This window comes from Oceanimonas pelagia (assembly GCF_030849025.1).
GTDB classification, from domain to species: domain Bacteria; phylum Pseudomonadota; class Gammaproteobacteria; order Enterobacterales; family Aeromonadaceae; genus Oceanimonas; species Oceanimonas pelagia.
On the sequence record NZ_CP118224.1, the window covers coordinates 1,488,560 to 1,512,976 of the forward strand.

The 24,417-nt window shown below is 60.4% G+C and carries 17 protein-coding genes and 4 tRNA genes; 13 read left to right on the forward strand and 8 right to left on the reverse strand.

The window, feature by feature from the left end; translation table 11 throughout:
- Positions 1 to 45: 45 nt before the first annotated feature.
- Positions 46 to 945, reverse strand: coding sequence for a DNA replication terminus site-binding protein (locus tag PU634_RS07065; RefSeq protein ID WP_306763357.1), 900 nt, complete (start codon positions 943 to 945; stop codon positions 46 to 48).
- Between the two features lie 351 nt (positions 946 to 1,296).
- On the opposite strand from PU634_RS07065, the gene PU634_RS07070 reads away from it, so the two are divergent.
- Positions 1,297 to 1,572, forward strand: a complete 276-nt coding sequence (locus PU634_RS07070) for a YebG family protein (protein ID WP_306763358.1) — start codon at positions 1,297 to 1,299, stop codon at positions 1,570 to 1,572.
- Between the two features lie 34 nt (positions 1,573 to 1,606).
- Here PU634_RS07070 and PU634_RS07075 read toward each other — a convergent pair whose 3' ends face one another.
- Positions 1,607 to 3,394: an ABC transporter ATP-binding protein gene (locus PU634_RS07075; protein ID WP_306763359.1), complete on the reverse strand. Its 1,788-nt coding sequence runs from the start codon at positions 3,392 to 3,394 to the stop codon at positions 1,607 to 1,609.
- Between the two features lie 73 nt (positions 3,395 to 3,467).
- Here PU634_RS07075 and msrC point away from each other — a divergent pair, with 73 nt between their 5' ends.
- From msrC to PU634_RS07115, 8 genes are all read left to right on the forward strand, one after another.
- On the forward strand, positions 3,468 to 3,929 hold the full coding sequence (gene msrC / locus PU634_RS07080) for a free L-methionine (R)-S-oxide reductase MsrC (RefSeq protein ID WP_306763360.1): 462 nt from the start codon (positions 3,468 to 3,470) through the stop codon (positions 3,927 to 3,929).
- Positions 3,930 to 4,020: 91 nt separating this feature from the next.
- A complete protein-coding gene (gene proQ / locus PU634_RS07085) occupies positions 4,021 to 4,566 on the forward strand; it encodes an RNA chaperone ProQ (RefSeq protein ID WP_306763361.1) in 546 nt (181 codons plus the stop codon).
- Positions 4,567 to 4,576: 10 nt separating this feature from the next.
- Positions 4,577 to 6,583, forward strand: a complete 2,007-nt coding sequence (gene prc, locus PU634_RS07090) for a carboxy terminal-processing peptidase (RefSeq protein WP_306763362.1) — start codon at positions 4,577 to 4,579, stop codon at positions 6,581 to 6,583.
- Between the two features lie 74 nt (positions 6,584 to 6,657).
- Positions 6,658 to 9,264 carry an aminopeptidase N gene (gene pepN / locus PU634_RS07095; protein WP_306763363.1) on the forward strand — a complete coding sequence of 869 codons (2,607 nt, stop codon included), beginning with the start codon at positions 6,658 to 6,660 and terminating at the stop codon, positions 9,262 to 9,264.
- On the forward strand, positions 9,264 to 9,488 hold the full coding sequence (locus tag PU634_RS07100) for a DUF2835 family protein (protein WP_306763364.1): 225 nt from the start codon (positions 9,264 to 9,266) through the stop codon (positions 9,486 to 9,488). The genes pepN and PU634_RS07100 overlap by 1 nt, the downstream gene beginning before the upstream one ends.
- A gap of 287 nt (positions 9,489 to 9,775) precedes the next feature.
- Positions 9,776 to 14,611 (forward strand): NAD-glutamate dehydrogenase, encoded by a 4,836-nt coding sequence (locus PU634_RS07105; RefSeq protein WP_306763365.1) that lies wholly within the window; start codon positions 9,776 to 9,778, stop codon positions 14,609 to 14,611.
- Between the two features lie 60 nt (positions 14,612 to 14,671).
- On the forward strand, positions 14,672 to 15,679 hold the full coding sequence (pyrD, locus tag PU634_RS07110) for a quinone-dependent dihydroorotate dehydrogenase (RefSeq protein WP_306763366.1): 1,008 nt from the start codon (positions 14,672 to 14,674) through the stop codon (positions 15,677 to 15,679).
- Between the two features lie 87 nt (positions 15,680 to 15,766).
- Positions 15,767 to 16,303 (forward strand): cell division protein ZapC, encoded by a 537-nt coding sequence (locus PU634_RS07115; protein WP_306763367.1) that lies wholly within the window; start codon positions 15,767 to 15,769, stop codon positions 16,301 to 16,303.
- Positions 16,304 to 16,370: 67 nt separating this feature from the next.
- On the opposite strand, the gene PU634_RS07120 is transcribed toward PU634_RS07115, so the two are convergent.
- The 4 genes from PU634_RS07120 to PU634_RS07135 form a co-directional block, all read right to left on the reverse strand.
- Positions 16,371 to 16,447 (reverse strand) — tRNA-Met (locus tag PU634_RS07120).
- A 37-nt stretch (positions 16,448 to 16,484) separates the two neighbouring features.
- A tRNA-Met gene (locus PU634_RS07125) sits at positions 16,485 to 16,561 on the reverse strand.
- 42 nt (positions 16,562 to 16,603) lie between these two features.
- A tRNA-Met gene (locus PU634_RS07130) sits at positions 16,604 to 16,680 on the reverse strand.
- A 34-nt stretch (positions 16,681 to 16,714) separates the two neighbouring features.
- A tRNA-Met gene (locus tag PU634_RS07135) sits at positions 16,715 to 16,791 on the reverse strand.
- Positions 16,792 to 17,008: 217 nt separating this feature from the next.
- Here PU634_RS07135 and rlmKL point away from each other — a divergent pair.
- The 4 genes from rlmKL (at position 17,009) to rmf (ending at position 21,751) form a co-directional block, all read left to right on the forward strand.
- On the forward strand, positions 17,009 to 19,111 hold the full coding sequence (gene rlmKL / locus PU634_RS07140) for a bifunctional 23S rRNA (guanine(2069)-N(7))-methyltransferase RlmK/23S rRNA (guanine(2445)-N(2))-methyltransferase RlmL (RefSeq protein ID WP_306763368.1): 2,103 nt from the start codon (positions 17,009 to 17,011) through the stop codon (positions 19,109 to 19,111).
- Positions 19,108 to 19,341, forward strand: coding sequence for a glutaredoxin family protein (locus tag PU634_RS07145; RefSeq protein WP_306763369.1), 234 nt, complete (start codon positions 19,108 to 19,110; stop codon positions 19,339 to 19,341). The genes rlmKL and PU634_RS07145 overlap by 4 nt, the downstream gene beginning before the upstream one ends.
- Positions 19,338 to 21,245 (forward strand): ATP-binding cassette ATPase Uup, encoded by a 1,908-nt coding sequence (gene uup / locus PU634_RS07150; protein WP_306763370.1) that lies wholly within the window; start codon positions 19,338 to 19,340, stop codon positions 21,243 to 21,245. Before PU634_RS07145 ends, uup begins: the two co-directional genes overlap by 4 nt.
- 329 nt (positions 21,246 to 21,574) lie before the next feature.
- Complete coding sequence (gene rmf / locus PU634_RS07155; protein WP_107852562.1) at positions 21,575 to 21,751, forward strand: ribosome modulation factor; 177 nt, start codon at positions 21,575 to 21,577, stop codon at positions 21,749 to 21,751.
- Positions 21,752 to 21,823: 72 nt separating this feature from the next.
- Here rmf and fabA read toward each other — a convergent pair whose 3' ends face one another.
- Together fabA and PU634_RS07165 are read right to left on the reverse strand one after the other, a co-directional pair.
- Positions 21,824 to 22,354 (reverse strand): 3-hydroxyacyl-[acyl-carrier-protein] dehydratase FabA, encoded by a 531-nt coding sequence (fabA, locus tag PU634_RS07160; protein ID WP_014292546.1) that lies wholly within the window; start codon positions 22,352 to 22,354, stop codon positions 21,824 to 21,826.
- A gap of 92 nt (positions 22,355 to 22,446) precedes the next feature.
- Positions 22,447 to 24,402: an AAA family ATPase gene (locus PU634_RS07165; protein WP_306763371.1), complete on the reverse strand. Its 1,956-nt coding sequence runs from the start codon at positions 24,400 to 24,402 to the stop codon at positions 22,447 to 22,449.
- Between the last annotated feature and the right edge of the window lie 15 nt (positions 24,403 to 24,417).

Here is a 24,417-nt window from a genome sequence, read left to right on the forward strand (position 1 = left end):
AGTTACAAAAGAAACATCATGATAGCACTGCCGTCGGCCCCCTTGTCAGGGCGTGTAAGGATAAATATGCAACCGGGGGATCAGCGGCTCGCCGCCAATGCGGGCGGCCCGGCGCTTGCGGGGTTTGGCGGGCGGGTAATCACACAGGGGAGTCACCGCCGGGGGGGCGTCCTGACACAGCAGCAGGGGTAAATGGGCTTTGTACTGCTGCTGGCGGGGAGTGAGCGGCTCGCTCCAGCGCACATTGACCATGGGGTGGGTTTTTACCGGCCGGCGCAGGCGCAGTTCCACATGTGCCGGCAGGCGTTTAACGTCGTAAATTTCCCGATCCACACACTGCATCCAGGTATGTGGATCGGTCAGCGGAGGCGGGTTCAGCCGGCTTTGCATCAGCTGCGCCACCAGCTTTTGTTTGTCGACTTTTTGAATAATCTGCTTGTTGGCCCAGGTAAAGCCCAGCCGTGAAGCCCCATGAGGCAGCAGGGTCAGCTGGCGATAAACCTGCAGGGTAATGAGCCCGGGAAAGGTGTCGTGCACCAGGGTGAATTTCTTGTCTTTATCGTCCAGCCGCTGCACCAGGGCACGAAAGGCGAGTTTGAGCCGGTTAACCTCGTTGAGCCGAGGCTCAAGCTCGGCCCGAGCAGAGGCGGGCAGCACGATAAACCCCGGCAGCCGAAAACTGGCCTTGGCGGAGCAGTCGGGCTGAAGATGCCAGCGGCCATAGGCGGAAAGGGCAGCGTTGAGGGCGGCCTTGCCGGTGACTTGTTCCTGCACCGGAATGTGCTCAACGGGATCGTGCTCCTTGCCCTGGGGTACCTCGGGCAGGCGATAGCAGCAGGCCAGGGGGGGAGTTCCGGCCCGTTCGTTAATCAGGCCGCGCAAATCGGCGAGGGCCGACTCCAGCAAGGACATGGTGTGATTCAGCTCGGCGGCGAGGGTGAACATATATTTTATGCCAACATACACATGGTGCGATTAATAATAGCCCGTCTGAAAGAAAACACAATCCTTAAGCAGCAGCACGGTTCACAGGGTTTTTATTTAACATAAACACTCGAGGTACGTAGATGTCATAAAAAAAGCCAGGTACAAAATCCGTGTACCTGGCTCAGGGGAATGGCTCATTGGCTGAGCCGTGCGCTAGTAAGAGAACACCCGACGCCGGGCGCCCTCTGTTTAAATTCTAGACTTTAATCCCGAGTCTGCCAGCCATGTTCACAAAAAGGAGGCACATCGGCAACTTGCAACTCGGCAGCGGCTTGAGTACTGTATTTACATACAGATAAGGAGTCCACCATGGCCGTAGAAGTACAATATCGCGTAGTGCGTAACGGAATCGAAAAAATGACTTTTACCAACAAGAAAGAGGCGGATGCCTACGACCGCCTGCTGGATCTGGCCGAACACATTGAAACCGTGCTGGAGCAGGCTCCGGTCAGCCTGAATGAACAGGATCGGGAAGCGCTGGCGCTGTTCCTGGCTCAGCACCAGGCGGAGTTGTCCGGCCCGAAGAAAACACCGGCCAGGAAAGCGGCCAAAACTGCGCCGGAAGCCGCCAAGGCCGTGGCCTGATGGTGCCCGCCCGGCGTCACAGCGCACTGCCAGCCTAGCTATACAGGGTGCGGTACAACCCGGGTTGCTCCAGCAGCTCGTGGTGCGTGCCGGACTGGCTGATCCTGCCGTCTTCAAATACGATAACCCGGTCAGCCTGGCGCACCGAGCTCAGCCGGTGCGCCACTATCAGGGTGGTGCGCCCGTGCAGAAAGCCCGACAGCGCCTGATGCAACCGTTGCTCGGTGTCGGTGTCGAGGGCCGAGGTGGCTTCGTCCAGGATCACGATGGCCGGATCCTTCAGGATCATGCGGGCCACCGCCAGTCGCTGTTGCTGGCCGCCCGAAAGGCGCACGCCGCGCCGGCCGATTTCCGTATCCAGGCCCTTGTCCATGGCCGCCACCACGTCATCCAGTTGCGCCACCTTCAGGGCTTGCCAGATGGCTTCGTCGTTGTGCTCATCGCCCAGGTTCAGGTTGGCACGCACCGTGTCATTAAACAGCACCGGCTGTTGCAGCACGGTAGCCACATGCTCGCGAATGGTGGCAAAGCCGATGTCGTGGCTGCTGACGCCGCCAAAGCGAATGTCGCCGCTGTCGGCGGGGTAGAGGCCCAGCAACAACTGAATAAAGGTCGACTTGCCACCGCCGCTGGCGCCCACCAGCGCCACCTTTTCGCCGGCGGTGATGTTCAGGCTGATATCATCCAGTACCCGCCGTTCGCCGTCGTATGAAAAACACAGGTTGCGGACGTCGATGGGCAGGGTAGTGACGCCGGCAAAGGGGTTCACCTTGCCGGTGGCTTCCACTTCGCCCCCCAGGGCCAGCATGGCGTTGATGCGCTTGCGGGCGGCGTCGGCGGCGTAAAAGGAATACTGCATATTGAGCAACTCCTGCACCGGTCCCATCATGAACCAGAGGTAACTGAACACCGCAAAAATCTGGCCCACGGTCAGATCCGTGTACAGCACCATGATCATGCCCACGGCCCGGAACAGCTCCACCCCGGACAAAAACAGCAAAAAGCTGGCTTTGCCGGCGGCCTCGCTTTTCCAGTGATATTCAATGGCGGTGTCGCGCACGCCCCGGGCCCGATCGATCACCCGCAGCAGATAGTGACGCTCGCGGTTGGCCGCGCGGATTTCCTGAATGCCGTCCAGGGTTTCCACCAGTGCCTGCTGAAACAGTTCAAAGGCCCTGTTTTCGTTGCGCTTGAGGTATTTCACCTTGGCGCCCAGACGACTGGAAAAGAACACCACCACCGGATTCAGCAGCAGAATAAAGAGCCCCAGTTGCCAGTTCAGCAACAGCAGCACCACGGCAGTGCCCACCACGCTCAGCAGGCTGATCAGCAGCCGGCTCAGGGTTTCCCCCAGAAACCGGTCGAGGGTTTCCACGTCGGTGATGTAATGAGAGCTGACGCTGCCGGCGCCCACCGACTCAAAGGCGCGCAGGGGCGTTCGCATCAGCTGGCGGGTGAGCCGGCGCCGGATCTGAAAGGTAATGTGTTTGGCCACCCGGGCAAATTGCCGTCCCTGCAGAATATTGAACACCAGCGCCATGAAGCGCAGCAACAGGGTCAGCAGCAGCACCGCCAGAATGTAGCCCACGCCGGTCTGCCACTGGCCGGGTAATACGGGGCTCAGCCAGGCCACCAGGGTGCCGGGTTGCTCCAGCAGCACTTCGTCCACCAGCAACGGCATCAGCAAGGGCACAGGCACCGCCAGCAGGGTGCCGGCAATGGCCAGCAGGTGCGCCCGGATCAGCAAGCTTTTGTGGCGTCGCATCATGCCGGTGAGCACGGACCAGTGCAAAACCCCGGTGTTCGGTTCTTTTTTATTCATCCATCACCATCATTGGTTTTCATTTTCCCAAAGGGCAGGTAAGTTAAGCCAAAATTGCCAACCCGCTGACACCATGAGTGAAAAAAACGCATTTTATCAAAGCCTGACCGCGCAGGCACTGGCCCTGTGTGACGGGGAGCCCAACCGCATTGCCAAGCTGGCCAACCTTTCCGCCCTGCTGAACCTGTCGCTCGACAGGATCAACTGGGTGGGTTTTTACCTGCGCGAGCAGAATGAACTGGTGCTGGGCCCGTTTCAGGGCAAGCCGGCCTGTGTGCGCATTCCCATGGGCAAGGGTGTCTGTGGCACCGCCGCCGCCGCCAATGCGGTGCAGCGGGTAGCGGATGTGCATGCCTTTGCCGGCCACATCGCCTGCGATGCGGCCAGTAATTCCGAAATTGTACTGCCCCTGGCTGATGACAACGGTGTGGTGTGGGGGGTGCTCGACATCGACAGCCCGGTTCACGCCCGCTTTGACGCAGAGGATGAGGCGGGCCTGGCCGATCTGGTGCAGCGGGTACTGCCCTTGCTGTAACATGCCGGGGTCGCTTTTGTTTGCGGTCCCCTTATAATGTGAAGGTTTCAACGGGCGGTGCGCCCACTGGTTTCAAACCCCAAGGTATTTCATGGAAAACTCCGAAAAACTGAAGAACAGCAAAGAAGTCATCGCCTACCTGGCCGAGCGCTTTCCCGAGTGTTTTGTTGCGGCCGGCGAAGCCAAGCCGCTCAAGATTGGTATCTTTCAGGATCTGGCCGAACGCATGGCCGAGGATCCCAAGGTATCCAAAACCCTGCTGCGCACCGCCCTGCGCCAGTACACTTCCAGCTGGCGTTACCTGCACGGCCTCAAGGCCGGCATGAGCCGCGTTGATCTGGACGGCAACCCCTGTGGCGAGCTGACTCAGGAGCACATCGATCACGCCAAACAGGCCCTCAAGGACAGCAAGGAAAAGGTCTTCGGTCCGCGCAAGGAAAAGCCCGCCGGCAAAAAGCCCCGCCCGCGGGTGAAAAAGGTCGATCCTGCGAAACTCGCCGTTGAGCAAAATGTCAAAGTATTGCTGGGCAAGTCTCCGGTTCCCGCTACCATTAAGGAAGTGACCCGGGACGATGTTCAGGTGGAGCTTAAAACCGGCATGTCGGTTCGCGTCAAGTTCGATCACATAGTTCTCTGAGGAGTAGGGTTTGATCAGTCACGGAATTCGTTTTTCCCTGGTGGCCGCCGCCGTGCTGGCTGCCGGGCTGGCCCGGGCGGTCACGCCGGCCATTGAGGCCGATGCCATTCCGGTTCTGGCCCCGGAAAGCCAGCATGCGGTCGCGGCCAAGCGGATTACCGCGCTGTTCACCCGCTCTCACTACAAGCAGTTCAGGCTGGATGATGCCTTTTCCGAGGCGATCTTTGATCGTTACATCGAAAGCCTGGACTACAGTCGCAATATCTTTACGCGGGAAGACATTCGCCGCTTTGAGCGCTACCGCGACAGCTTTGACGATCTGCTGCGGGCCGGCCGGCTTGATGCCGCCTTTGACATGTACAACGAAAGCCTGAAGCGCCGTTACGAGCGTCTCGGTTATGCCCTGTCGTTGCTCGATGAGCCGATGGACTTCGACAGCGCCGAAGACTATCAGTTTGACCGCTCCGAGGCCGACTGGCCCGCCAGCCAGCGAGAACTGGACGAACTGTGGCGTAAACGGGTGAAATTTGACGCCCTGAGCCTGGCCCTGGCCGACAAGGACTGGAACGAAATCAAGAACACCCTCACCAAGCGCTACAACAACGCCATCAAGCGCCTGTCCCAGAGCGAAAGTGAGGATGCCTTTCAGAGTTTTGCCAATGCCTTTGCCCGGGCCATTGAGCCGCACACCAGCTACCTGAGCCCGCGCAACGCCGAGCGTTTTGAAACCGAAATGAACCTCTCCCTGGAAGGCATCGGGGCCGTGTTGCAGGCGGAAGACGACTACACCGTAATCCGCTCTCTGGTTCCGGGCGGTCCGGCGGCCAAGTCCAGCGAGCTGCAGCCCGACGACCGCATCATCGGGGTGGGGCAGTCTGCCGACAAAATCACCGATGTTATCGGCTGGCGGCTGGATGAAGTAGTGGATCTCATCAAGGGGCCGAAAGGCACCAAGGTGTGGCTGCAAATTCAGCGCGGCCAGGCCGTGGCCGCCACGCCGCGTATTATCGAACTTACCCGCGACACCGTGCGTCTGGAAGACAGGGCCGCCAACGGCAAGGTGCTGGAGGTGAATGACCAGCGCATTGGCGTGATTGAGATCCCCAGCTTTTACGTCAACCTGAGCGTGGACGTGGCCCGGGAGATCGACAAGCTCAAGCAGCAACAGATTCAGGGCCTGGTGATCGACCTGCGTGCCAACGGCGGCGGCGCCCTGACCGAGGCTTCGGCACTCACCGGCCTGTTTATCGACAGCGGCCCGGTGGTGCAGATCCGCGACGGCCTGGGCCGAATTTCGGTGAACGGCGACGACGATGACCGCATCAGTTACGACGGCCCCATGGCAGTGCTGGTGGATCGCTATTCCGCCTCGGCGTCGGAAATTTTTGCCGCCGCCATGAAGGACTACGGCCGGGCGGTGATCCTGGGCGAAAACACCTTTGGCAAGGGCACGGTGCAGCAGCACCGCAGCCTGTCGCGCATCTATGATCTGTATGAAAACCCCATGGGCTTTGTGCAGTTCACCATTGCCAAGTTTTACCGCATCAACGGCGGCAGCACCCAGAACCGGGGGGTGAGCCCGGACATTCCGTTCCCCACCGCGGTGGAAGCCGAAGAAACCGGGGAGAGTCTGGAGAAAAACGCGTTGCCCTGGGATCAGATAGAGAGCCTGGAATTCGCCCATGTGCAGGACTTGTCGCCCTACCTGCCCAAGCTGCGTCAGCGTCACCTGGCGCGCATAGAGCAGGATCCGGAGTTCGCCTATGTGTTTGAGGACATTCGCGAGTACCGCAAACTCAAGGACAAGGACTCGGTATCCCTGAACCTGGCCGAGCGCAAGGCCGAGCTCAACGAGCAGGACGCCAAATCCCTGGAGCGCCTCAACGCCCGGCTGAAACGCGCTCACAAGCAGCCGGTCAGCACCCTGGACGAAGCGCCCAAGGACTTTGAGCCCGAAGACAGCTATTTGCTGGAAGCCGCCCGCATTACCGCCGATCTGGCCAGGCTGCTGGGCTGAGTGTTTGCCAATCGGGGCCTTTGCGGCCCCGTTTTTTCACGTCTTTCCTCTTCATTATTTTAACGAGATTCACTATGAGCCAAAGCCAACCTCAGGTGCAATATCGCGACGATTATCAGCCGCCCCATTACTGGATTGACACCCTGGATCTGGACATTCAGCTGCACGATTCCGCCACCGAGGTGGTGGCCATCAGCCGGGTGCGCCGCAACGGTGAGCACAACGAGCCGCTGGTGCTGGACGGTGAGCAGCTGGAGCTGTTGTCGGTCTCGATAAACGGTGTGGAAACCACCCAGTACGAGCAGGGTGAAGGCAGCCTGGTGCTGCCCCAGGTGCCTCAGGAATTCGTGCTGACCATTAAAAACCGCATCAACCCCGCCGCCAACACCGCTCTGGAAGGTCTGTACAAGTCCGGCAATGCCTACTGTACCCAGTGCGAAGCCCAGGGTTTCCGGCGTATCACCTATTACCTGGACCGGCCCGATGTACTGGCCCGTTTCACTACCCGCATTACCGCCGACGCCATTACCTGTCCCTATCTGCTGTCCAACGGCAACCGGGTGGGGCAGGGGGTGCTCGACGACGGCCGCCACTGGGTGCAGTGGCAGGATCCCTTTCCCAAGCCCGCCTACCTGTTCGCCCTGGTGGCGGGGGACTTCGATGTGCTGCGCGACCGCTACACCACCCACAGCGGCCGTGAGGTGACGCTGGAAATTTTCGTCGACAAGGGCAACCTGCACCGGGCCGGCCACGCCATGGACAGCCTCAAGGCCTCCATGCGCTGGGACGAGCAGCGCTGCAACCTGGAGTATGATCTCGACATCTACATGATAGTGGCGGTGGACTTTTTCAACATGGGGGCCATGGAAAACAAGGGCCTGAATGTGTTCAACGCCAAGTTCGTGCTGGCCGATGCCCAGACCGCCACCGACGACGACTACCTGGACGTGGAACGGGTGATCGGTCACGAATACTTTCATAACTGGACCGGCAACCGGGTCACCTGCCGGGACTGGTTTCAGCTGTCGCTGAAGGAAGGTCTGACGGTATTCCGGGATCAGGAGTTTTCGTCCGATCTGGGGTCTCGCACCGTGAACCGTATTCACAATGTGCGCATTCTGCGCGGCCCCCAGTTCGCCGAAGACGCCGGGCCCATGGCGCACCCGATCCGCCCCGATGCGGTGATCGAGATGAACAACTTCTACACCCTGACCGTATACGAAAAGGGGGCGGAAGTCATTCGCATGCTGCACACCCTGCTGGGTGAGCAGGCCTTTCAGGCAGGGCTGGCCCTGTATCTGCAGCGTCATGACGGCCAGGCAGCCACCTGCGACGATTTTGTTGCCGCCATGAGCGAAGCCAGTGGCCGGGATCTGACCCGGTTCAAACGCTGGTACGGCCAGTCGGGCACCCCGGTACTGACGGTACGGGACGATTATGACGCCGCCACCGGCCGCTATACTCTGCGCGTGACTCAGCACACGCCCCCGACCCGGGATCAGCCGGAAAAGCTGCCCCTGCACATTCCTCTCAGTCTGGCGCTGTATACCGGCCAGGGTGAACCGCTGCCGCTGATGATGAACGGCCGCTCGGTGGACTCGGTGCTCGACGTGCTTGAACGGGAGCAGGAATTTGTGTTTGAGCAGGTGCCGTCGCGCCCGGTGCCGGCCCTGTTGCAGGGCTTTTCGGCGCCGGTGAAGCTGGATTATCCCTACAGCGACGAGCAGCTGTCGTTGCTGGCCCGTGCCAGCCTGGACGAGTTTGTTCGCTGGGATGCGGTGCAGATGCTGGTAAACGAAACCGTGCGCCGCAATGTCGAGCTGTGCCGGCGGGGGGAGCCCCTGGTGCTGCCCCGCAGCCTGCTGGACGTGTTTCGCTGCACCCTGGAAGACGACAACCTGGATCGGGCACTGAAGGCCGAAATGCTGACCCTGCCGGATCTGGCCAGCCTGCTTGAGCTGTTTGAGCAGGTGGACATTGAGCAGCTGGCCGAGGTACGCCGTCATCTGGCCCGGGAGCTGGCCGAGGCGCTCATGCCCGCCTGGCAACAGGCCTTCGACGACAATCTGACGCCGGAATACCGGATTGATCATCACGACATGGCCCGCCGCTCGCTGAAAAACACCGCCCTGGGCTATCTGGCCCTGACCGGTGCCGAACAGGCGGTAGCCGGCCAGTACGACGGTGCCGACAACATGACCGATACGCTTGGGGCCCTGCGCGCCGCGGTGCGCGGCGAGCTCGGCTGCCGCCACGCCATGCTGGCGGACTTTGAGCAAAAATGGCGTCACGACGGCCTGGTGCTGGATAACTGGTTCCGTCTGCAGGCCACGGCCCCGGGGGCCGATACCCTGCATCGCGTACGCGAGTTGATGGGCCACCCCACCTTCAGCCTGACCAATCCCAACCGGGTGAGGGCATTGATCGGCGCCTTCAGCCAGGGCAACCCGGTGCAGTTCCACCGTCTCGACGGCGCCGGCTACGATTTGCTGGTGGAGGTGCTGGAGCAGCTTAACCGCAGCAACCCCCAGGTGGCGTCCCGGCTGCTGACGCCGCTCATTCAGTTCCGCCGGCTGGATGATGCCCGCCAGGCACTGATCCGGGCACGGCTCCAACGGCTGATGGCGTTGCCGGACCTGTCCCGGGATTTGTTCGAAAAGATCAGCAAGGCCCTGGACTGATGCGGCGACTTCGCTTTCGGCTGGCCATTTCTGCCTCCGAGCTGCAGCGCTATTACACCGGCCGGGTATCGGCGCTGACGGTAATGACCGAGCAGGGACTGCGGCTGCAATTGCCGCTGCACCATTTCCGGCGCTTTGTGGGGCATGGTGGTCTGAACGGCCGCTTTGAAGTGGTGCTGAACGAGAGCAATGCCCTGCAGCAATTGCAGCGTGTGGAGGGATGACAAGACGGGCCTGAGTGCCCGTCTTTTTTATTTTCGGGCGGTGTTAAAAAATATTAACCAGGAAAATATGCCGTCTTTAAGAATATAAATTCAGTTATTTTCAAAAGCCGTTGTATATATTCTGCCCGGCAGTGATCCGGTCGATATTTTTAGCATTCTTTCCCCGTTCATGCCTCGCTTTCCCCTGGTGCCGGGCATACACTGGGCCCATTCCAAGGGGTCAAACGACTGCCCCATTGGCTACCCTTTTCTCCATGGTCCATGCCTGTCTCGAGGAATCCGAAACCATGATTTTCAATGATGCCACCACTTCCGTGCTGCTGGAAAATGTCGAACACCTGGTCGGTGAAAAATTTCCCGAACATACCGCCCCCCTGGTGCAGACCTTTGTCCGCAAACTCTACAGCGGCATGACCCATGATGATTTGCACCATCGTAACGACAGCGATCTTTATGGTGCCGCCATCAACCTGTGGAACGACTTTGAAACCCGTCCCGATGACACTCCCCACGTGCAGGTGTACAACCCCGAACTGTCCCGCCACGGCTGGCAGTCGCCTCATACCATCGTCGAGCTGGTGCTGCGCGACGCCCCCTTTCAGGTGGATTCCATTCGTATGGCCCTGACCCGGCTGGGTATTACCGCACACCTGATGCTGCACCAGCCCATGCACCTGGTGCGAAACCAGGAAGGCCGGCTGGAGCGTATTCTGTCCAGTAAGGACAAGGCCCAGCAAAACCGGGTGGAAACCGCCTTCCTGATTGAAATCGACCGCCAGCCCGAGAAGAAAAAGCGCGATCAACTGCGTGACGAACTGCTGTCGGTGGTGGAGGAAGTGGCACTGGCGGTGGATGACTGGCAGCCCATGGTGAAGCGGCTCAACGAGGTGATCGAGGCGCTGCCGGCCCAGCTGAAACAGCACGACAGGGAAGAAGCGGAAGAAAACATGTCGTTCCTGCGCTGGATAGCGGATCACAATTTCACCCTGATGGGTTACCGCCGCTATCATATCTCCGCCATCGAAGGCGACTACGAGCTGGTGCCGGAAAACGACACCAGCCTGGGGTTGATGCGCCATATTCAGCACGGCGACGGCCTGCGCCTGAGCACCCTGACGCCCACCGCGCAAAAAGAGGCGCTCAGCAAGAACATACTGGTGCTGACCAAAACCAACCACAAGTCCCGGGTGCACAGACCCGCCTATATCGACTACATCGGCATCAAGCGCTTCGACAGCAAGGGCAATGTCGTCGGCGAAGACCGCTTTATCGGCCTGTATGCCTCCAGCATCTACAACACCAGCGCCATGCAGATTCCCCTGATCGGTGCCAAGCTCAAGCGCATTATCAATGCCTCCGGGCTGGAAGCCGGCTCCCACGCCTACAAGGCGCTGCTCAACATTCTGGAAACCTATCCCCGCGACGAACTGATCCAGGCCCGGGAAGACGAATTGCTGGAGATCGGCATGGGCGTGCTGGGCATGCAGGAGCGGGACATGACCCGGCTGTTTGTGCGCCGGGATCTGTTTGGCCGTTTCTTTTCCTGCATGGTGTATGTCACCAAGGACAGGTACAACACCGCTCTGCGGGAAAAAACCCAGCGCATTTTCCAGCGTTATTTCGGCTCGGATGAGGAAGTGGAGTTCACCACCTATTTCTCGGAAGGGGTGCTGGCCCGCACTCACTACCTGATCCGCGTGCAGAACAACACCATGGACATCAATGTGAACGAGATCCAGTCAAATCTGATTGAAGCCGCCCGCAGCTGGGAAGACAAGCTCGAGCAGGCCCTGTCTGCCAGTTTTGGCGAAGCCGAGGGCAACCGGCTCAAGGCCAAGTATCATCAGGCCTTTCCCCGTGCCTATACCGAAGACGTCATGCCGGGCTCGGCGGTGGCCGACATCGAGCAGCTGGAAGCGCTCAGCGACGACAACCGGCTGGGCATGCTGTTCTACCGGGCCCAGGAGCAGGGCCAGGACTCCAACCGGGTGCGCCTGAAGCTGTATCACAGGGCCGAGCCCATTCACCTGTCCGACGTGTTGCCCATGCTGGAAAACATGGGACTGCGGGTGATCGGAGAAACCCCCTACGAAATCGACTGCGGTGAGGAAACCTTCTGGATCCTCGACTTCTCCATGCTGCATCCGCGCGGTCCGCTCGATCTCGACGCCAGCCAGCAGCGTTTTCAGCAGGCCTTTGCCCAGATCTGGCACAACGAGCTGGAAAACGACGGCTTCAACCGCCTGGTGCTGGCCACCCGGCTGACCGGCCGGGAAGTGAGCGTGCTGCGTGCCTACGCCCGCTACATGCGTCAGACCGGGGTCACCTTCAGTCAGGCCTACATCGAAGAAACCCTGTCCCGCTATCCGCACCTGGCCTGCCTGCTGTTTACCCTGTTTGAACAACGGCTGTCGCCCGCCCGCAGGCAAAGCGCCAAGCAGTTGCAGGCCCTGCACCAGGAAATGCTGGCAGAGCTCGACAAGGTGGCCAATCTGGACGACGACCGCATCATTCGCCGTTACATGGAAATGATTGAAGCCACCCTGCGCACCAACTTCTATCAGCCCGCCGCCGATGGCCGCGCCAAGGACTACATTTCCTTCAAGCTGGCCCCCGAGTCCATCAGCGACATGCCCTTGCCGTTGCCGAAATACGAGATCTTCGTGTATTCGCCGCGGGTGGAAGGGGTGCATCTGCGCTGGGGCAAGGTGGCCCGGGGCGGTCTGCGCTGGTCCGATCGCCGGGAAGACTTCCGCACTGAAGTGCTGGGCCTGGTAAAAGCGCAGCAGGTAAAAAACACCGTGATCGTGCCGGTGGGCGCCAAGGGCGGCTTCGTGTGCAAGCAGCTGCCGGAAGGGGACAGGGCCGCCTTCCTGAAGGAAGGCCAGGACTGCTACCGGCTGTTTATTCGCGGCCTGCTCGACGTGACCGACAACATCGTCAACGGCGAGGTGATTCCGCCGAAACAGGTGGTACGCCACGACGAAGACGACTACTACCTGGTGGTGGCCGCCGACAAGGGCACCGCCACCTTCTCCGACATTGCCAATAGCATCAGCGCCGAATACGGCCACTGGCTGGGGGATGCCTTCGCCTCCGGTGGCTCCGTGGGCTACGATCACAAAAAAATGGGCATCACCGCCCGGGGGGCCTGGGAGTCGGTCAAGCGCCATTTCCGCGAGCTGGGCATCGACTGTCAGACCACCGACTTTACCTGTGTCGGCATTGGCGATATGGGCGGCGATGTGTTCGGCAACGGCATGTTGCTGTCGAAACACATTCGGCTGGTGGGCGCCTTCAACCACCAGCACATCTTCATCGATCCCGATCCCGATGCTGCCAGCAGTTATGAAGAACGTCAGCGCCTGTTCACCACCCCCGGCACTACCTGGGACGATTACGACAAGTCACTGATTTCCGAAGGCGGCGGCGTCTTTGCCCGCTCCGCCAAGGCCATCACGCTGACGCCCCAGATGAAGAAGCTGCTGGGCACGCAAAAGGCCAGCCTTACCCCCACCGAGGTGATTCGCCAGCTGCTGATGGCCCAGGTGGATCTGCTGTGGAACGGCGGCATCGGCACCTATATCAAGTCGCGCCGGGAGACCGACGCCGACGTGGGCGACCGGGCCAATGATGCCGTGCGCATTAACGGTGACCAGCTGCGAGCCCGTGTGGTGGGCGAGGGCGGCAACCTGGGCTGCACCCAGCTCGGTCGTATCGAATATGCCAGCAAGGGCGGACGCATCAACACCGACTTTACCGACAACGTGGGCGGTGTGGACTGCTCCGACAATGAAGTCAATATCAAGATCCTGCTCAACAAGCTGGTCGCCGAGGGCGAGCTGACCCAGAAGCACCGGGATCAGCTGTTGTTTGACATGACCGACAAGGTGGCGGACATAGTGCTGACCAACGCCTACCGTCAGTCCCAGACCATCTCCATCACCCAGCACAGGGGAGCCCAGGCACTGAAGGAGCACCAGCGCTTTATGCACTGGCTGGAGCGGGAAGGCAGCCTCGATCGCGGGCTGGAATATCTGCCGAGCGACGAGGAGCTGGCCGAGCGCATGGCCGCCAACCGTGGCCTGACCCGGCCGGAGCTCGCCATTCTGGTGGCCTACGGCAAGATGGTGTTGAAGGACATGCTCAATATTCCCGAGATCACCAACAATGACTTTATCGCCCGGCTGCTGCCGGACAGCATGCCGGAGAAGCTGGTAGCCCGCTTTGGCGAGGCGCTGATGGCACACCCGCTGCGCAGCGAGATCATCGCCACCCGGCTGGCCAACATCATGGTCAACGACATGGGCTGCAACTTTGCCAACCGCATGCTCGATGAAACCGGTGCCGGCATCGGCGACATTGCCGTGAGCTTTATGATTGCCCGGGAAGTGTTCGGCATGAACCAGCTGCTGCGCGACATCGAGGCGCTGGACAACCAGGTGCCGGCCGAGCTGCAACTGCAGATGTTCTACCAGGCCCGCCGCATGGTGCGCCGGGCCACCCGCTGGTTCCTGCGCAACCGCAACCGCAACCAGGGGCTGGAAGAAACCATCGCCCAGTTCAAGCCCGCCTACGATACTCTGGGCGAGCACCTGTACGAGGTGATGGTGGACAGCGAAGTGGCCGAGCACCAGCAGGAAGTGGCACGGCTGGTGGAGCAGGGAGTTCCCGAATCGCTGGCGGCCCGGATCACCCACATGAGCTCGCTGTTCTCGGCGCTGGATCTGGCCCAGATCAGCCATGAGCACCAGCAGGACATTCGGGGCGCGGCCCAGGTCTATTTCCATCTGGGGGCGGCGCTGGAGCTGCACTGGTTCCTGGATCAGATCAATCAGCAGGCGGTGGGCAACCACTGGCAGGCCCTGGCCCGGGCGGCCTTCCGGGAGGATCTGGACTTTCAGCAGCGCAGCCTCACCTCGGTGGTGCTGAAAAACTGTAAAGGAAAAGGGGAATGCGCTACCATGCTCGCCCAGTGGCTTGATGAGCATGAGCAGCTGCTCAATCGTTGGCGACATCTGCTGGCAGACTTCAAAACCTCCGGCAGTCATGAATTCGCCCAGTTTTCCGTCGCCCTGCGCGAGCTGAACCTGCTGCATCTCAATTGTGTGAACGCCGCCTGATCAGGTGGCCACGACAAAAGCCCCGGCCATGACCGGGGCTTTTTTATAAGGAAGCAAAACGTGTACTCCCTGGTAAAACCCCTGCTGTTTCAGTGTGATCCCGAACATGCCCACGAGCTGACCATCAAGGCCCTGGCCAAAACCCAGCGCACGCCGCTGGCAGCCCTGTACCGTCGTCCGGCCATTCACAACCCGGTGACCGTGATGGGGCTGACCTTCAGCAACCCGGTGGGCCTGGCCGCGGGCCTCGACAAGAACGGCGAGTGTATCGACGCCTTCGCTGCCATGGGCTTTGGTTTTGTGGAAGTGGGTACGGTCACCCCCCGTCCCCAGGACGGCAATCCCAAACCCCGGTTGTTTCGGGTCAAGCCCGCCGAAGGCATTATCAACCGCATGGGGTTCAACAACCGGGGCATCGATTACCTGATCGAGAACGTGAAAAACGCCCGCTACACGGGCATTCTCGGCATCAATATCGGCAAAAACAAGGACACTCCCATTGAGCACGGCAAGGACGATTACCTGATCTGCATGGAAAAGTCCTTTGAGCACGCCAGCTACATTACCGTAAATATTTCTTCTCCGAACACGCCGGATCTGCGTTCGCTGCAATATGGCGACGCCCTCGACGATCTGCTGGGATCCCTGAAAGAAAAACAGGCGCAACTGGCCGGGAAATATCACAGGCAGGTGCCGCTGGTGGTGAAGATAGCGCCGGATCTGAATGAAGCGGAAATAGAGCAGATCGCCGACAGCCTGGTGCGTTTTAATATCGATGGTGTGATCGCCACCAATACCACTCTGGATCGGGAGCTGGTGTTTGAGCTGCCCCACGCCCAGGAAGCGGGCGGGCTCAGCGGCCGCCCGGTACAGAACAAGAGCACCCGGGTCATTGCCGAGCTGTCACGCCGGCTCGACGGCAAGCTGCCCATTATCGGGGTAGGGGGCATTGACTCGCTCACCGCCGCCCGGGAAAAAATGGCCGCCGGCGCCAGCCTGGTGCAGGTTTATTCCGGCTTTATTTATCATGGCCCGAAACTGGTACAAAACCTGGCGAGCCATCTGTAAGCTGTGATAATTATTTGCCCCCAACCGCTAAATTCAATATATATTTAGAGCGTTGGGGACATTTCTTTATTTTCACAAGGTGCGTGAATGCTGCTACAACCAAATGATCAGTGGTGCTGGTTTGTCGGCGCAGACCGGCACCTGATGCTGGATCTGGGAGAAGACATGCTGTTTGCCACTCCCTATTTACAACATAAACTGATTTGCGCCGGTGACCTGCGGCAAAATTTCTCGGTGGAAGACACCGGGCTGTATTATACCTTTCTCGACAAACTCAGCTGTGTGGCCACGCCCTCACGGCGAATTCAGGCGGCACTGAACGGTGTGGCCGTGGCCCGCTTCTACAAGCCGCTGATGCCCCAGAGCTGGTTTTTTGAGCCTCAGGCCGACTACCACCAGCCCCAGTTGGGTGAGCTGATTGGTCTCGACTGTGGAGAGCGTCATCTGACCATGATGGTGGTGGAAACCTCGCCGTCGGCGTCCTTGTGCATTTCCCTGTCGGCAGACGTGGTGCTGAGTGAGTCAAAGAAATTACCGGTGTTTGGCGCCATCAAGGTAATGAACGACAGGCTGTTCAGCCTGGAAGCAGACATGCAGGTACAGGAAATGCGCCGCGTCGGCTGATGATGCCGGCGTATGTATTTTTCGGGGGGAATCTATCTGAAAGCAGGGGAGTGACTGTTCACCGGATTGGTTGCGGGAGCCGGATTTGAACCGACGACCTTCGGGTTATGAGCCCGACGAGCTACCAGGCTGCTCCATCCCGCGGCCGGTGTAATCACTTTTTGATGCTTGCAATATCAGTTGGTTGCGGGAGCCGGATTTGAACCGACGACCTTCGGGTTATGAGCCCGACGAGCTACCAGGCTGCTCCATCCCGCGCCGATAACTGATAATGCCATTGTGTCGCTGGTGTTGACCGGTTGGTTGCGGGAGCCGGATTTGAACCGACGACCTTCGGGTTATGAGCCCGACGAGCTACCAGGCTGCTCCATCCCGCGGCCGGTAACACATCAACGTACACTGTCTGAGAACTGGTTGCGGGAGCCGGATTTGAACCGACGACCTTCGGGTTATGAGCCCGACGAGCTACCAGGCTGCTCCATCCCGCGTCCTCAGGTGGCGTATACTAGTGATCCGGCCCACTGAACGCAAGCCCTTGATTGAAACTTTATTTTGTTTGCTGGTTAAAGCAGCAGTATGTTTGCCTGTCACTCACATTGCCTTTATTTTGCTCACCCGGTACCCGCCCGCCCACCATTAATCCGCAGAAATCGCATTACCACTCATGTATAATGTGCCCTCTCTTTTGTTTGACCATGCGTGATTATGCTGCCGTTTTTTGCTACCTGCCCCAAGGGGCTGGAATCCTTACTCTCCGATGAACTGCAAGCCCTGGGCGCCAGCCGAGTGCAGGAAACCGTGGCCGGTGTTGCCTTTGAAGGCGAGCTGGACGTGGCCTACCGGGCCTGTTTGTGGTCGCGGCTGGCCTCGCGCATCATGCTGCAGCTGGCCGACTTTCCCATGCGCGACGACATGGACCTGTATCTGGGCGCCAGCAACGTGGAGTGGGAAACCCACATTCAGCAGGGCCAGACCTTTGCGGTGGACTTTTCCGGCAGCAACCGCGCCATTACCAATACCCAGTACGGCGCCCTCAAGATCAAGGACGCCATTGTCGACCGGCTGAACAAGCGCCGGGGCGAGCGTCCCAGCGTGGACAAGCGCTTTCCCGACATTCGCATTCTGGCCCACCTCAAACGGGACCGGCTGAGCATTACCCTAGACTTGTCCGGTCCTGCCCTGCACCAGCGCGGTTACCGTCAGCAGGCAGGGGAAGCACCGCTGAAGGAAAATCTGGCCGCCGCCATTTTGTTGCGCAGCGGCTGGGATACCACAAGCCCGCTGGTGGATCCCATGTGCGGCTCCGGCACCCTGCTGATTGAGGCCGCACTGATGGCCGCCGATCAGGCGCCCGGACTGTTGCGCCCGCGTTTTGGCTTTATGGCCTGGTCCGGTCACGACCGGGAGCTGTGGCAGAGTCTGCACGCCGAGGCCACGGTGCGCGCTACCCGCGGCCTGAACAAGGCCAGTGCCGTGCTTTATGGCTTTGATCAGGACCAGCGGGTGTTGGCCTTTGCCCGGGAAAACGCCGAGGCGGCCGGGGTAGAGCGCCTGATCCACTTTACTCAAGGGGCCGTGGGTGAGCTGCAAAACCCGAGCGAGCAACCGGGCTGGCTGATTTCCAACCCGCCCTATGGCGAGCGCCTGAGCGAGTTCCCGTCGCTGCTGGGCCTGCACCAGGGCCTGGGTGACACCCTGCGGGAGCGGTTCAGGGGCTGGCACGTCAGCCTGATTTCCAGCTCCCCCGAGCTGCTCAGCTGCCTGCGCCTGCGCCCGGAAAAAACCTACAAGCTGTTTAACGGCGCCCTGGCCTGCGAGCTGCGTAACTACCTGGTGGCCGAAGACGCCCGGCCGGCACGGCCGCTGGCGGAAGACTTCGCCAATCGCCTGGCCAAGAACATCAAGGCCCTGGACAAGTGGGCCCGGGGCGAGGGCATCGACTGCTACCGCCTGTACGACGCCGACTTGCCCGAATACAACGCAGCCATCGACCGTTACCAGGATCATCTGGTCATTCAGGAATACGCCGCGCCCAAGAGCGTACCCGAGCACAAGGCGCGTGCCCGTTTCTTTGACCTGGTGCAGGCCACCATGACGGTCACCGGCGTGCCCGGCAACAAGGTGGTGCTCAAGGTCCGTACCCGCCAGAAGGGCAATGAGCAATATGAAAAGCTCGACAAGCGCGAACAGTGGATGGAAGTGCAGGAGCATAACGCCCGGCTGCTGGTGAACCTGCATGATTACCTGGACACCGGCCTGTTTCTGGATCACAGGCCCATTCGCAAACGCCTGGGGGAACTGGCCAGCGGCAAGGATGTGCTCAATGTATTTGCCTACACCGGCACTGCCACCGTGCATGCGGCCCTGGGCGGCGCCCGCTCCACCACCACGGTGGACATGTCCAAGACCTACCTGCAGTGGGCCGAGCGCAACATGCAGCTCAACGGTCAGGGTGGGCGTCGCCATCAGTTCGTACAGGCCGACTGCCTGAGCTGGCTGAGCCACACCGACGGCGATTACGATTTGATCTTCGCCGATCCACCGACCTTCTCCAACTCCAAACGTATGGAAGACAGCTTTGATGTGCAGCGGGATCACATCGCGTTGCTGCACCTGCTGAGCAGGCACCTGCGCAAGGGGGGGCTGCTGATCTTTTCCAACAACAAGCGCAACTTCAAAATGGACGTTGACGGTCTGGCCGCGCTGGGGCTGGAGGCGAAGGACATCACCCGCTCAACGCTGCCGAAAGACTTTGCCCGCAATCCGCAAATCCACAACTGCTGGGAAATTCGCTGGAGTGCACAATGAGCCTGACGCTGTTTTCCACCGATGGCTGCCACCTGTGCGAACAGGCCTGGACTCTGCTGGAGCAGACCGGGCTGGCCGTCAACGCCGAAATAAAAGACATCATCGACAACGACCAGTGGCTGGACGCCTACCGCATTCGCATTCCGGTGCTGCGCCGGGCCGATGGCGCCGAGCTGGACTGGCCCTTCAGCGCCGATGACCTTATCGCATTTAACCGGGAAAATTCATGAGTCTGCTGACCCTGCAAAACGCCCTGCTGGCCTACGGCGACGCGCCGCTGCTGGACGGGGTAGAGCTTAACATTCAGGCCGGCGAGCGGCTGTGTATTGTCGGCCGCAACGGTGCCGGCAAATCCACCCTGATGAAGGTGATCGCCGGCGACATTCAGCTTGATGACGGCCGTCGCCAGGTGCAGCAGGACGTGGTGATCGCCCGCCTGGAGCAGGATCCGCCCCAGGTGGACGACGATCAGACGGTGTTCGACTATGTCTCCGCCGGCCTGGCCGAGCTGGGCGAGCTGCTGGCCCGCTACCATCACCAGCTGGAAAAGGTCGGCCACGACGGCTCGGACAAGGCCATGAACGAGCTGATGCGGCTGCAGGAGCAGGTGGAGCACGCCAACGGCTGGCAGTTTGACACCCGCATCAACCAGAGCCTGACCCTGCTGGGTCTGAACGGCGACACCCGGCTCAAGGACTTGTCCGGCGGCTGGCTGCGCAAGGTGGCCCTGGCCCGGGCGCTGGCCAACGACCCCGATATTCTGCTGCTGGACGAGCCCACCAACCACCTGGACATTGACGCCATCGCCTGGCTGGAAAGCTTTCTGGTGGAATTCCGTGGCGCCATCGTGTTTATCAGCCATGACCGCGCCTTTATTCGCAAGATGGCTACCCGCATTCTCGATCTCGACCGGGGCAAACTGTCGAGCTGGCCGGGCAATTACGACGATTACCTGGTCAACAAGGAAGAAGCCCTGCGGGTGGAAGCGGAGCAAAACGCCCTGTTCGACAAGCGCCTAGCTCAGGAAGAAGCCTGGATCCGCCAGGGCATCAAGGCCCGCCGCACCCGTAACGAAGGCCGGGTACGGGCACTCAAGGCGCTGCGCAACGAGCGCAGCCAGCGCCGGGAAAGCCTGGGCAAGGTCTCCGTGACCCTGGACGACGTGCGCCGCTCGGGCAAAATCGTGTTCGAAGCCGAGCACCTGAGTTTTGACTATGAAGGCAAGCCGCTGATCCGGGACTTTTCCGCCCTGGTGCAACGGGGCGACAAAATCGCCCTGGTCGGCCCCAACGGCTGCGGCAAGAGTACCCTGATAAAACTCTTGCTGGGCAGGCTGCAGCCCAAACAGGGCACGCTCAAGTGCGGCACCAAGCTGGATGTGGCCTACTTTGACCAGTACCGGGAGCAGCTTGACCCCGAGCGCACCGTGGTGGACAACCTGGCCGACGGCAAGCAGGAAGTGGAAGTGGGTGGCAAGAGCCGCCATGTGCTGGGTTATCTGCAGGACTTCCTGTTCGAGCCCAAGCGCGCCCGCACCCCGGTGAAGGCCCTGTCGGGCGGCGAGAAAAACCGCCTGCTGCTGGCCCGGCTGTTTCTGAAACCCAGCAACCTGCTGGTGCTCGACGAGCCCACCAATGATCTGGACGTGGAAACCCTGGAGCTGCTGGAAGAGCTGCTCGCCGATTATCAGGGTACCCTGCTGCTGGTCAGCCACGATCGGGACTTTATCGACAACACCGCCACCCACTGCTGGGTGTTTGACGGCCAGGGCGGTATCGATGAATTTGTGGGCGGCTATCAGGACATGCTGGCCCAGCGGGCCCGTCAGACCGAAGCCGCGCCGGTGCCGGAAAAAACCGAAAAGCCGGCCACCGCCAAGATCCAGAAACCCAAGGCCTCGTCAGGTAAAAAGCTGTCTTATAAACAGCAGCAGGAGCTGAACGGCCTGCCGGCCCGCCTTGAGCAGCTGGAGCAGCAGATTGAAACCCTGCAGGAAGAGATCAACGGTCCGGACTTTTTCACTCAGCCGGAAGCGGTAACCCAGGAAAAACTGCAGCAGCTGGCGACGGTGGAGGCCGAGCTGGAGCAGGCCTTTGCCCGCTGGGAAGAGCTGGAGGAGCTGGCGGCGGGTTAACGCTGTTTTTTCTGCCACAGCCACTCAGTCATGCCGGCTCCAGAAGCCGGCATTTTTATGGGCAAGCGTGCCGCTTCGCCACCGGGCTCCCGGCTCAAGGCCGGAATGGCCCCGGCTTCATCCACCGGGACGCCCCCTTCAACGCGATCAAGATCACATTTCGGTGTTTTCTTTTTTCATCAAAACTTCATAAATATCAGTCGCTAAAACACCGGCTTACCCTATGCTCAGAAATCAGCCCTTGTTAACGCGCTGCAACTCATCTATTTCTAAAGAGCGGCAGGTTGATAGGCCGCGCACTTTTTGTTGATTAAACGAGGGTAATACCTATGAAGAGACAAAAACGTGACCGTTTGGAAAGAGCGCGCACCCGCGGTTACCAAGCTGGAGTCAGTGGACGTTCCAAAGAGCAGTGCCCCTATACCGATTTTGACGCCAAGGGCCATTGGTTAGGTGGCTGGCGAGATGCCATGGAAGACAAAGGTTCCGGCCTCTTCATCAAATAAACGAGCATTCATTATCAACAAAAAAGGCCCCGCAACCGCGGGGCCTTCTCGTTTTCTTTATCACCGTTTAAATCAGAAAGTGGAGGTGTCGGTAAACAGGCCCACTTTCAGATCCTTGGCTTCATAGATGGGACGGCCATCCACTTCCACCACGCCGTCGGCGATGCCCATGATGAGCTTACGCCAGATCACCCGCTTCAGGGTGATCTTGTAGGTGACCTTTTTGGCGGTGGGCAGGATCTGACCGGTGAACTTCACTTCACCCACGCCCAGGGCACGGCCCTTGCCGGGGCCGCCTTTCCAGCCCAGGAAGAAACCCACCAGCTGCCACATGGCATCCAGGCCCAGGCAGCCGGGCATGACCGGGTCGCCGGGGAAGTGGCAGTCAAAAAACCACAGGTCGGGAGTGATATCCAGCTCGGCCAGGATCTCGCCCTTGCCGTGCTCGCCGCCCTCGTCGCTGATGTGCACAATGCGGTCCATCATCAGCATGTTGGGGGCGGGCAGCTGACTGTTGCCGGGGCCAAACAACTCGCCCTGGCTGCAGGCCAGCAGTTCTTCTCTGGTAAAGCTGTGTTTACCCAGTTCTTTTTGTGAAGGCATTCCACTCTTCCGTTTTTTCATCGGGCTCTGGGCCCGGGTGTAAAATTGGCGACACTTTAGCGAACGGCTGTGCGCCCGACAAGTCCGATCTCTTAACGACGCCACAACCGGCGCCAGAAACCGCTTTCCATATTATGACCGTTGAGGTCGTCCAGCCGTTCGCGAATACGGCCGAACAGAGTGTAGGGATCATCCACCTTGCCCGCTTCACAGCCCATCAGCAGGGCGATGGCGTCTTCTACCCGGGCCACCGGATGAATATGGAAACGGCCCTCGGCCACCGCCTCGGCCACCTCATCCGACAGGTTGAGCTGCAGCCGGTTGCTGGCCGGGATCAGCACCCCCTGCTCACCGGTGAGCCCCTGCAGGCGACAGAGCCGGTAAAAGCCCTCGATTTTTTCGTTGACGCCGCCCACCGGCAGCACATTGCCAAACTGATCCACCGCGCCGGTAATGGCGAAATGCTGGTAAATGGGCTCCCGCGCCAGCGCCGAGAGCAGGGCGCAGAGTCCGGCCAGGGCGGCGCTGTCGCCGTCAATCTCGTGGTAGGACTGCTCAAACACCAGGTTGGCCGACAGCGGCGAGGGATGCTCGGCGCCAAACAGGTTGGCCAGGTAGCCGTGAATAATCATCATCGCCTTGGCGTGAATGTGGCCGGCCAGATCGGCCTTGCGCTCGATGTCGGCCACATCGCCGTCGCCCAGGTGCACGGTAGCGGTGAGGCGCACCGGCTCGCCGAAGTCGTAGGGATGACCGGCAATCTGAATCACCGACAGGCCGTTGATCTGGCCCACCTCGCGGCCTTGGGTCTGGATCAGGTACTGGCCGTCGCGCACCCCCAGATCCGACTGCTCCACCAGAAAGTTGAGGCGTTGATCCTGCTCTTCCTGGGCCAGGCGCAGATGGCGCTCGGTAACCAGCTCGCTGTGCTCACGGGCGGCAATGACATCCGCCAGTTGCATCATGGCCACCAGCTGGCCTTCCACCAGCGACAGCCGGTGCTGGTGCTCGGTAATGCGGCTGCCGTAGCGGCACAGCCGGGCCACGGCGCCCGCGTCCATGTTGCGCAGCCTGTGCTTGTGCCGCAGGTGGGAGAGGTAGCCCAGGTAGGACGGCAGATCGGCCACCGCATCCCATTCGGGAATGATGTCGGCACGCAGAAATGCCAGGGTGTCGAGCTCCCGGTCGAGCAGGTGCAGCTCGGCCACGGCGAGGCGATCGCCCACCAGAATGAGGTGCACATCCAGGGGCGGCGGCTCGGGCTGAAAGTAAAACGCCGCCATCTCGCCGGGCCGGCTCCATTCCACCCGCCGGGTGGCGAGGGCGTTTTTCAGCCGGAACCACAGCGAAGGCTGCTCCAGCAGTTCCTCGATGGGCACGATCAGATAACCGCCATTGGCCTGATGGATCAGACCGGGCTCAAGCAGGTGATGATGGCTGAACACCGAGCCCTGCTCGGTTTGAAAGTGAATGGCGCCAAACAGCTGCTCGGGAGTGAACTGGCGGGCATGCACGATGGGAATGCTATGGTCGTGCCGGTGCACCATCAGGTTGATCAGAACAGGGTGGCTGAAGCCGCCGCCGGCGGCCACGTGCCGGGCCAGGCTCGAAAGATAGTCGGCCACCTTTTCATCCCGCTCCTGCTTTTTGAGGATGCGCTCCACGATGTGCTCTGCTTCCAGATGGCGGGAGCTCAACTCCAGCAACTGGCCCACCAGCTCGCAAAACTCAATGCCGGTGCCGGCCTTGAGCCGCAGCCAGATGGGTTTTTGCGGATGATGCAGGTTTTCCGCATAACAGAGGTCGAACAGATCGGCGTGATTGGCGTGCCGCTTGACCAGATCCTGCACCAGCTCTTCCACGTCCAGGCCGGCGAAGCCGTTCAGCAGCAAAATGGGATTGACGCCGTTCAGCCCGGCCAGGGTGGCAAAGGCCGAGTCGGCCCGCTGTTGCAGGGCACTGAAGGGCAGGGGAGCCGCGTCATCAAGGGTGGTGATATTCGGTAAGGAAAATGCGGGGGCCAGCTCGGCCGGGCTCAGTGGTTGCACTGGTTCACTCGTTCT

What these genes read in the sequence shown, in the direction of transcription:
- fabA (WP_014292546.1), bottom strand. Translation starts at nt 22,354, where the DNA reads ATGCCTTCACAAAAAGAACTGGGTAAACACAGCTTTACCAGAGAAGAA.
- proQ (WP_306763361.1), top strand. Translation starts at nt 4,021, where the DNA reads ATGGAAAACTCCGAAAAACTGAAGAACAGCAAAGAAGTCATCGCCTAC.
- PU634_RS07070 (WP_306763358.1), top strand. Translation starts at nt 1,297, where the DNA reads ATGGCCGTAGAAGTACAATATCGCGTAGTGCGTAACGGAATCGAAAAA.
- PU634_RS07105 (WP_306763365.1), top strand. Translation starts at nt 9,776, where the DNA reads ATGATTTTCAATGATGCCACCACTTCCGTGCTGCTGGAAAATGTCGAA.
- PU634_RS07075 (WP_306763359.1), bottom strand. Translation starts at nt 3,394, where the DNA reads ATGAATAAAAAAGAACCGAACACCGGGGTTTTGCACTGGTCCGTGCTC.
- rmf (WP_107852562.1), top strand. Translation starts at nt 21,575, where the DNA reads ATGAAGAGACAAAAACGTGACCGTTTGGAAAGAGCGCGCACCCGCGGT.
- rlmKL (WP_306763368.1), top strand. Translation starts at nt 17,009, where the DNA reads ATGCTGCCGTTTTTTGCTACCTGCCCCAAGGGGCTGGAATCCTTACTC.
- uup (WP_306763370.1), top strand. Translation starts at nt 19,338, where the DNA reads ATGAGTCTGCTGACCCTGCAAAACGCCCTGCTGGCCTACGGCGACGCG.
- PU634_RS07115 (WP_306763367.1), top strand. Translation starts at nt 15,767, where the DNA reads ATGCTGCTACAACCAAATGATCAGTGGTGCTGGTTTGTCGGCGCAGAC.
- PU634_RS07065 (WP_306763357.1), bottom strand. Translation starts at nt 945, where the DNA reads ATGTTCACCCTCGCCGCCGAGCTGAATCACACCATGTCCTTGCTGGAG.
- pepN (WP_306763363.1), top strand. Translation starts at nt 6,658, where the DNA reads ATGAGCCAAAGCCAACCTCAGGTGCAATATCGCGACGATTATCAGCCG.
- PU634_RS07145 (WP_306763369.1), top strand. Translation starts at nt 19,108, where the DNA reads ATGAGCCTGACGCTGTTTTCCACCGATGGCTGCCACCTGTGCGAACAG.
- PU634_RS07100 (WP_306763364.1), top strand. Translation starts at nt 9,264, where the DNA reads ATGCGGCGACTTCGCTTTCGGCTGGCCATTTCTGCCTCCGAGCTGCAG.
- msrC (WP_306763360.1), top strand. Translation starts at nt 3,468, where the DNA reads ATGAGTGAAAAAAACGCATTTTATCAAAGCCTGACCGCGCAGGCACTG.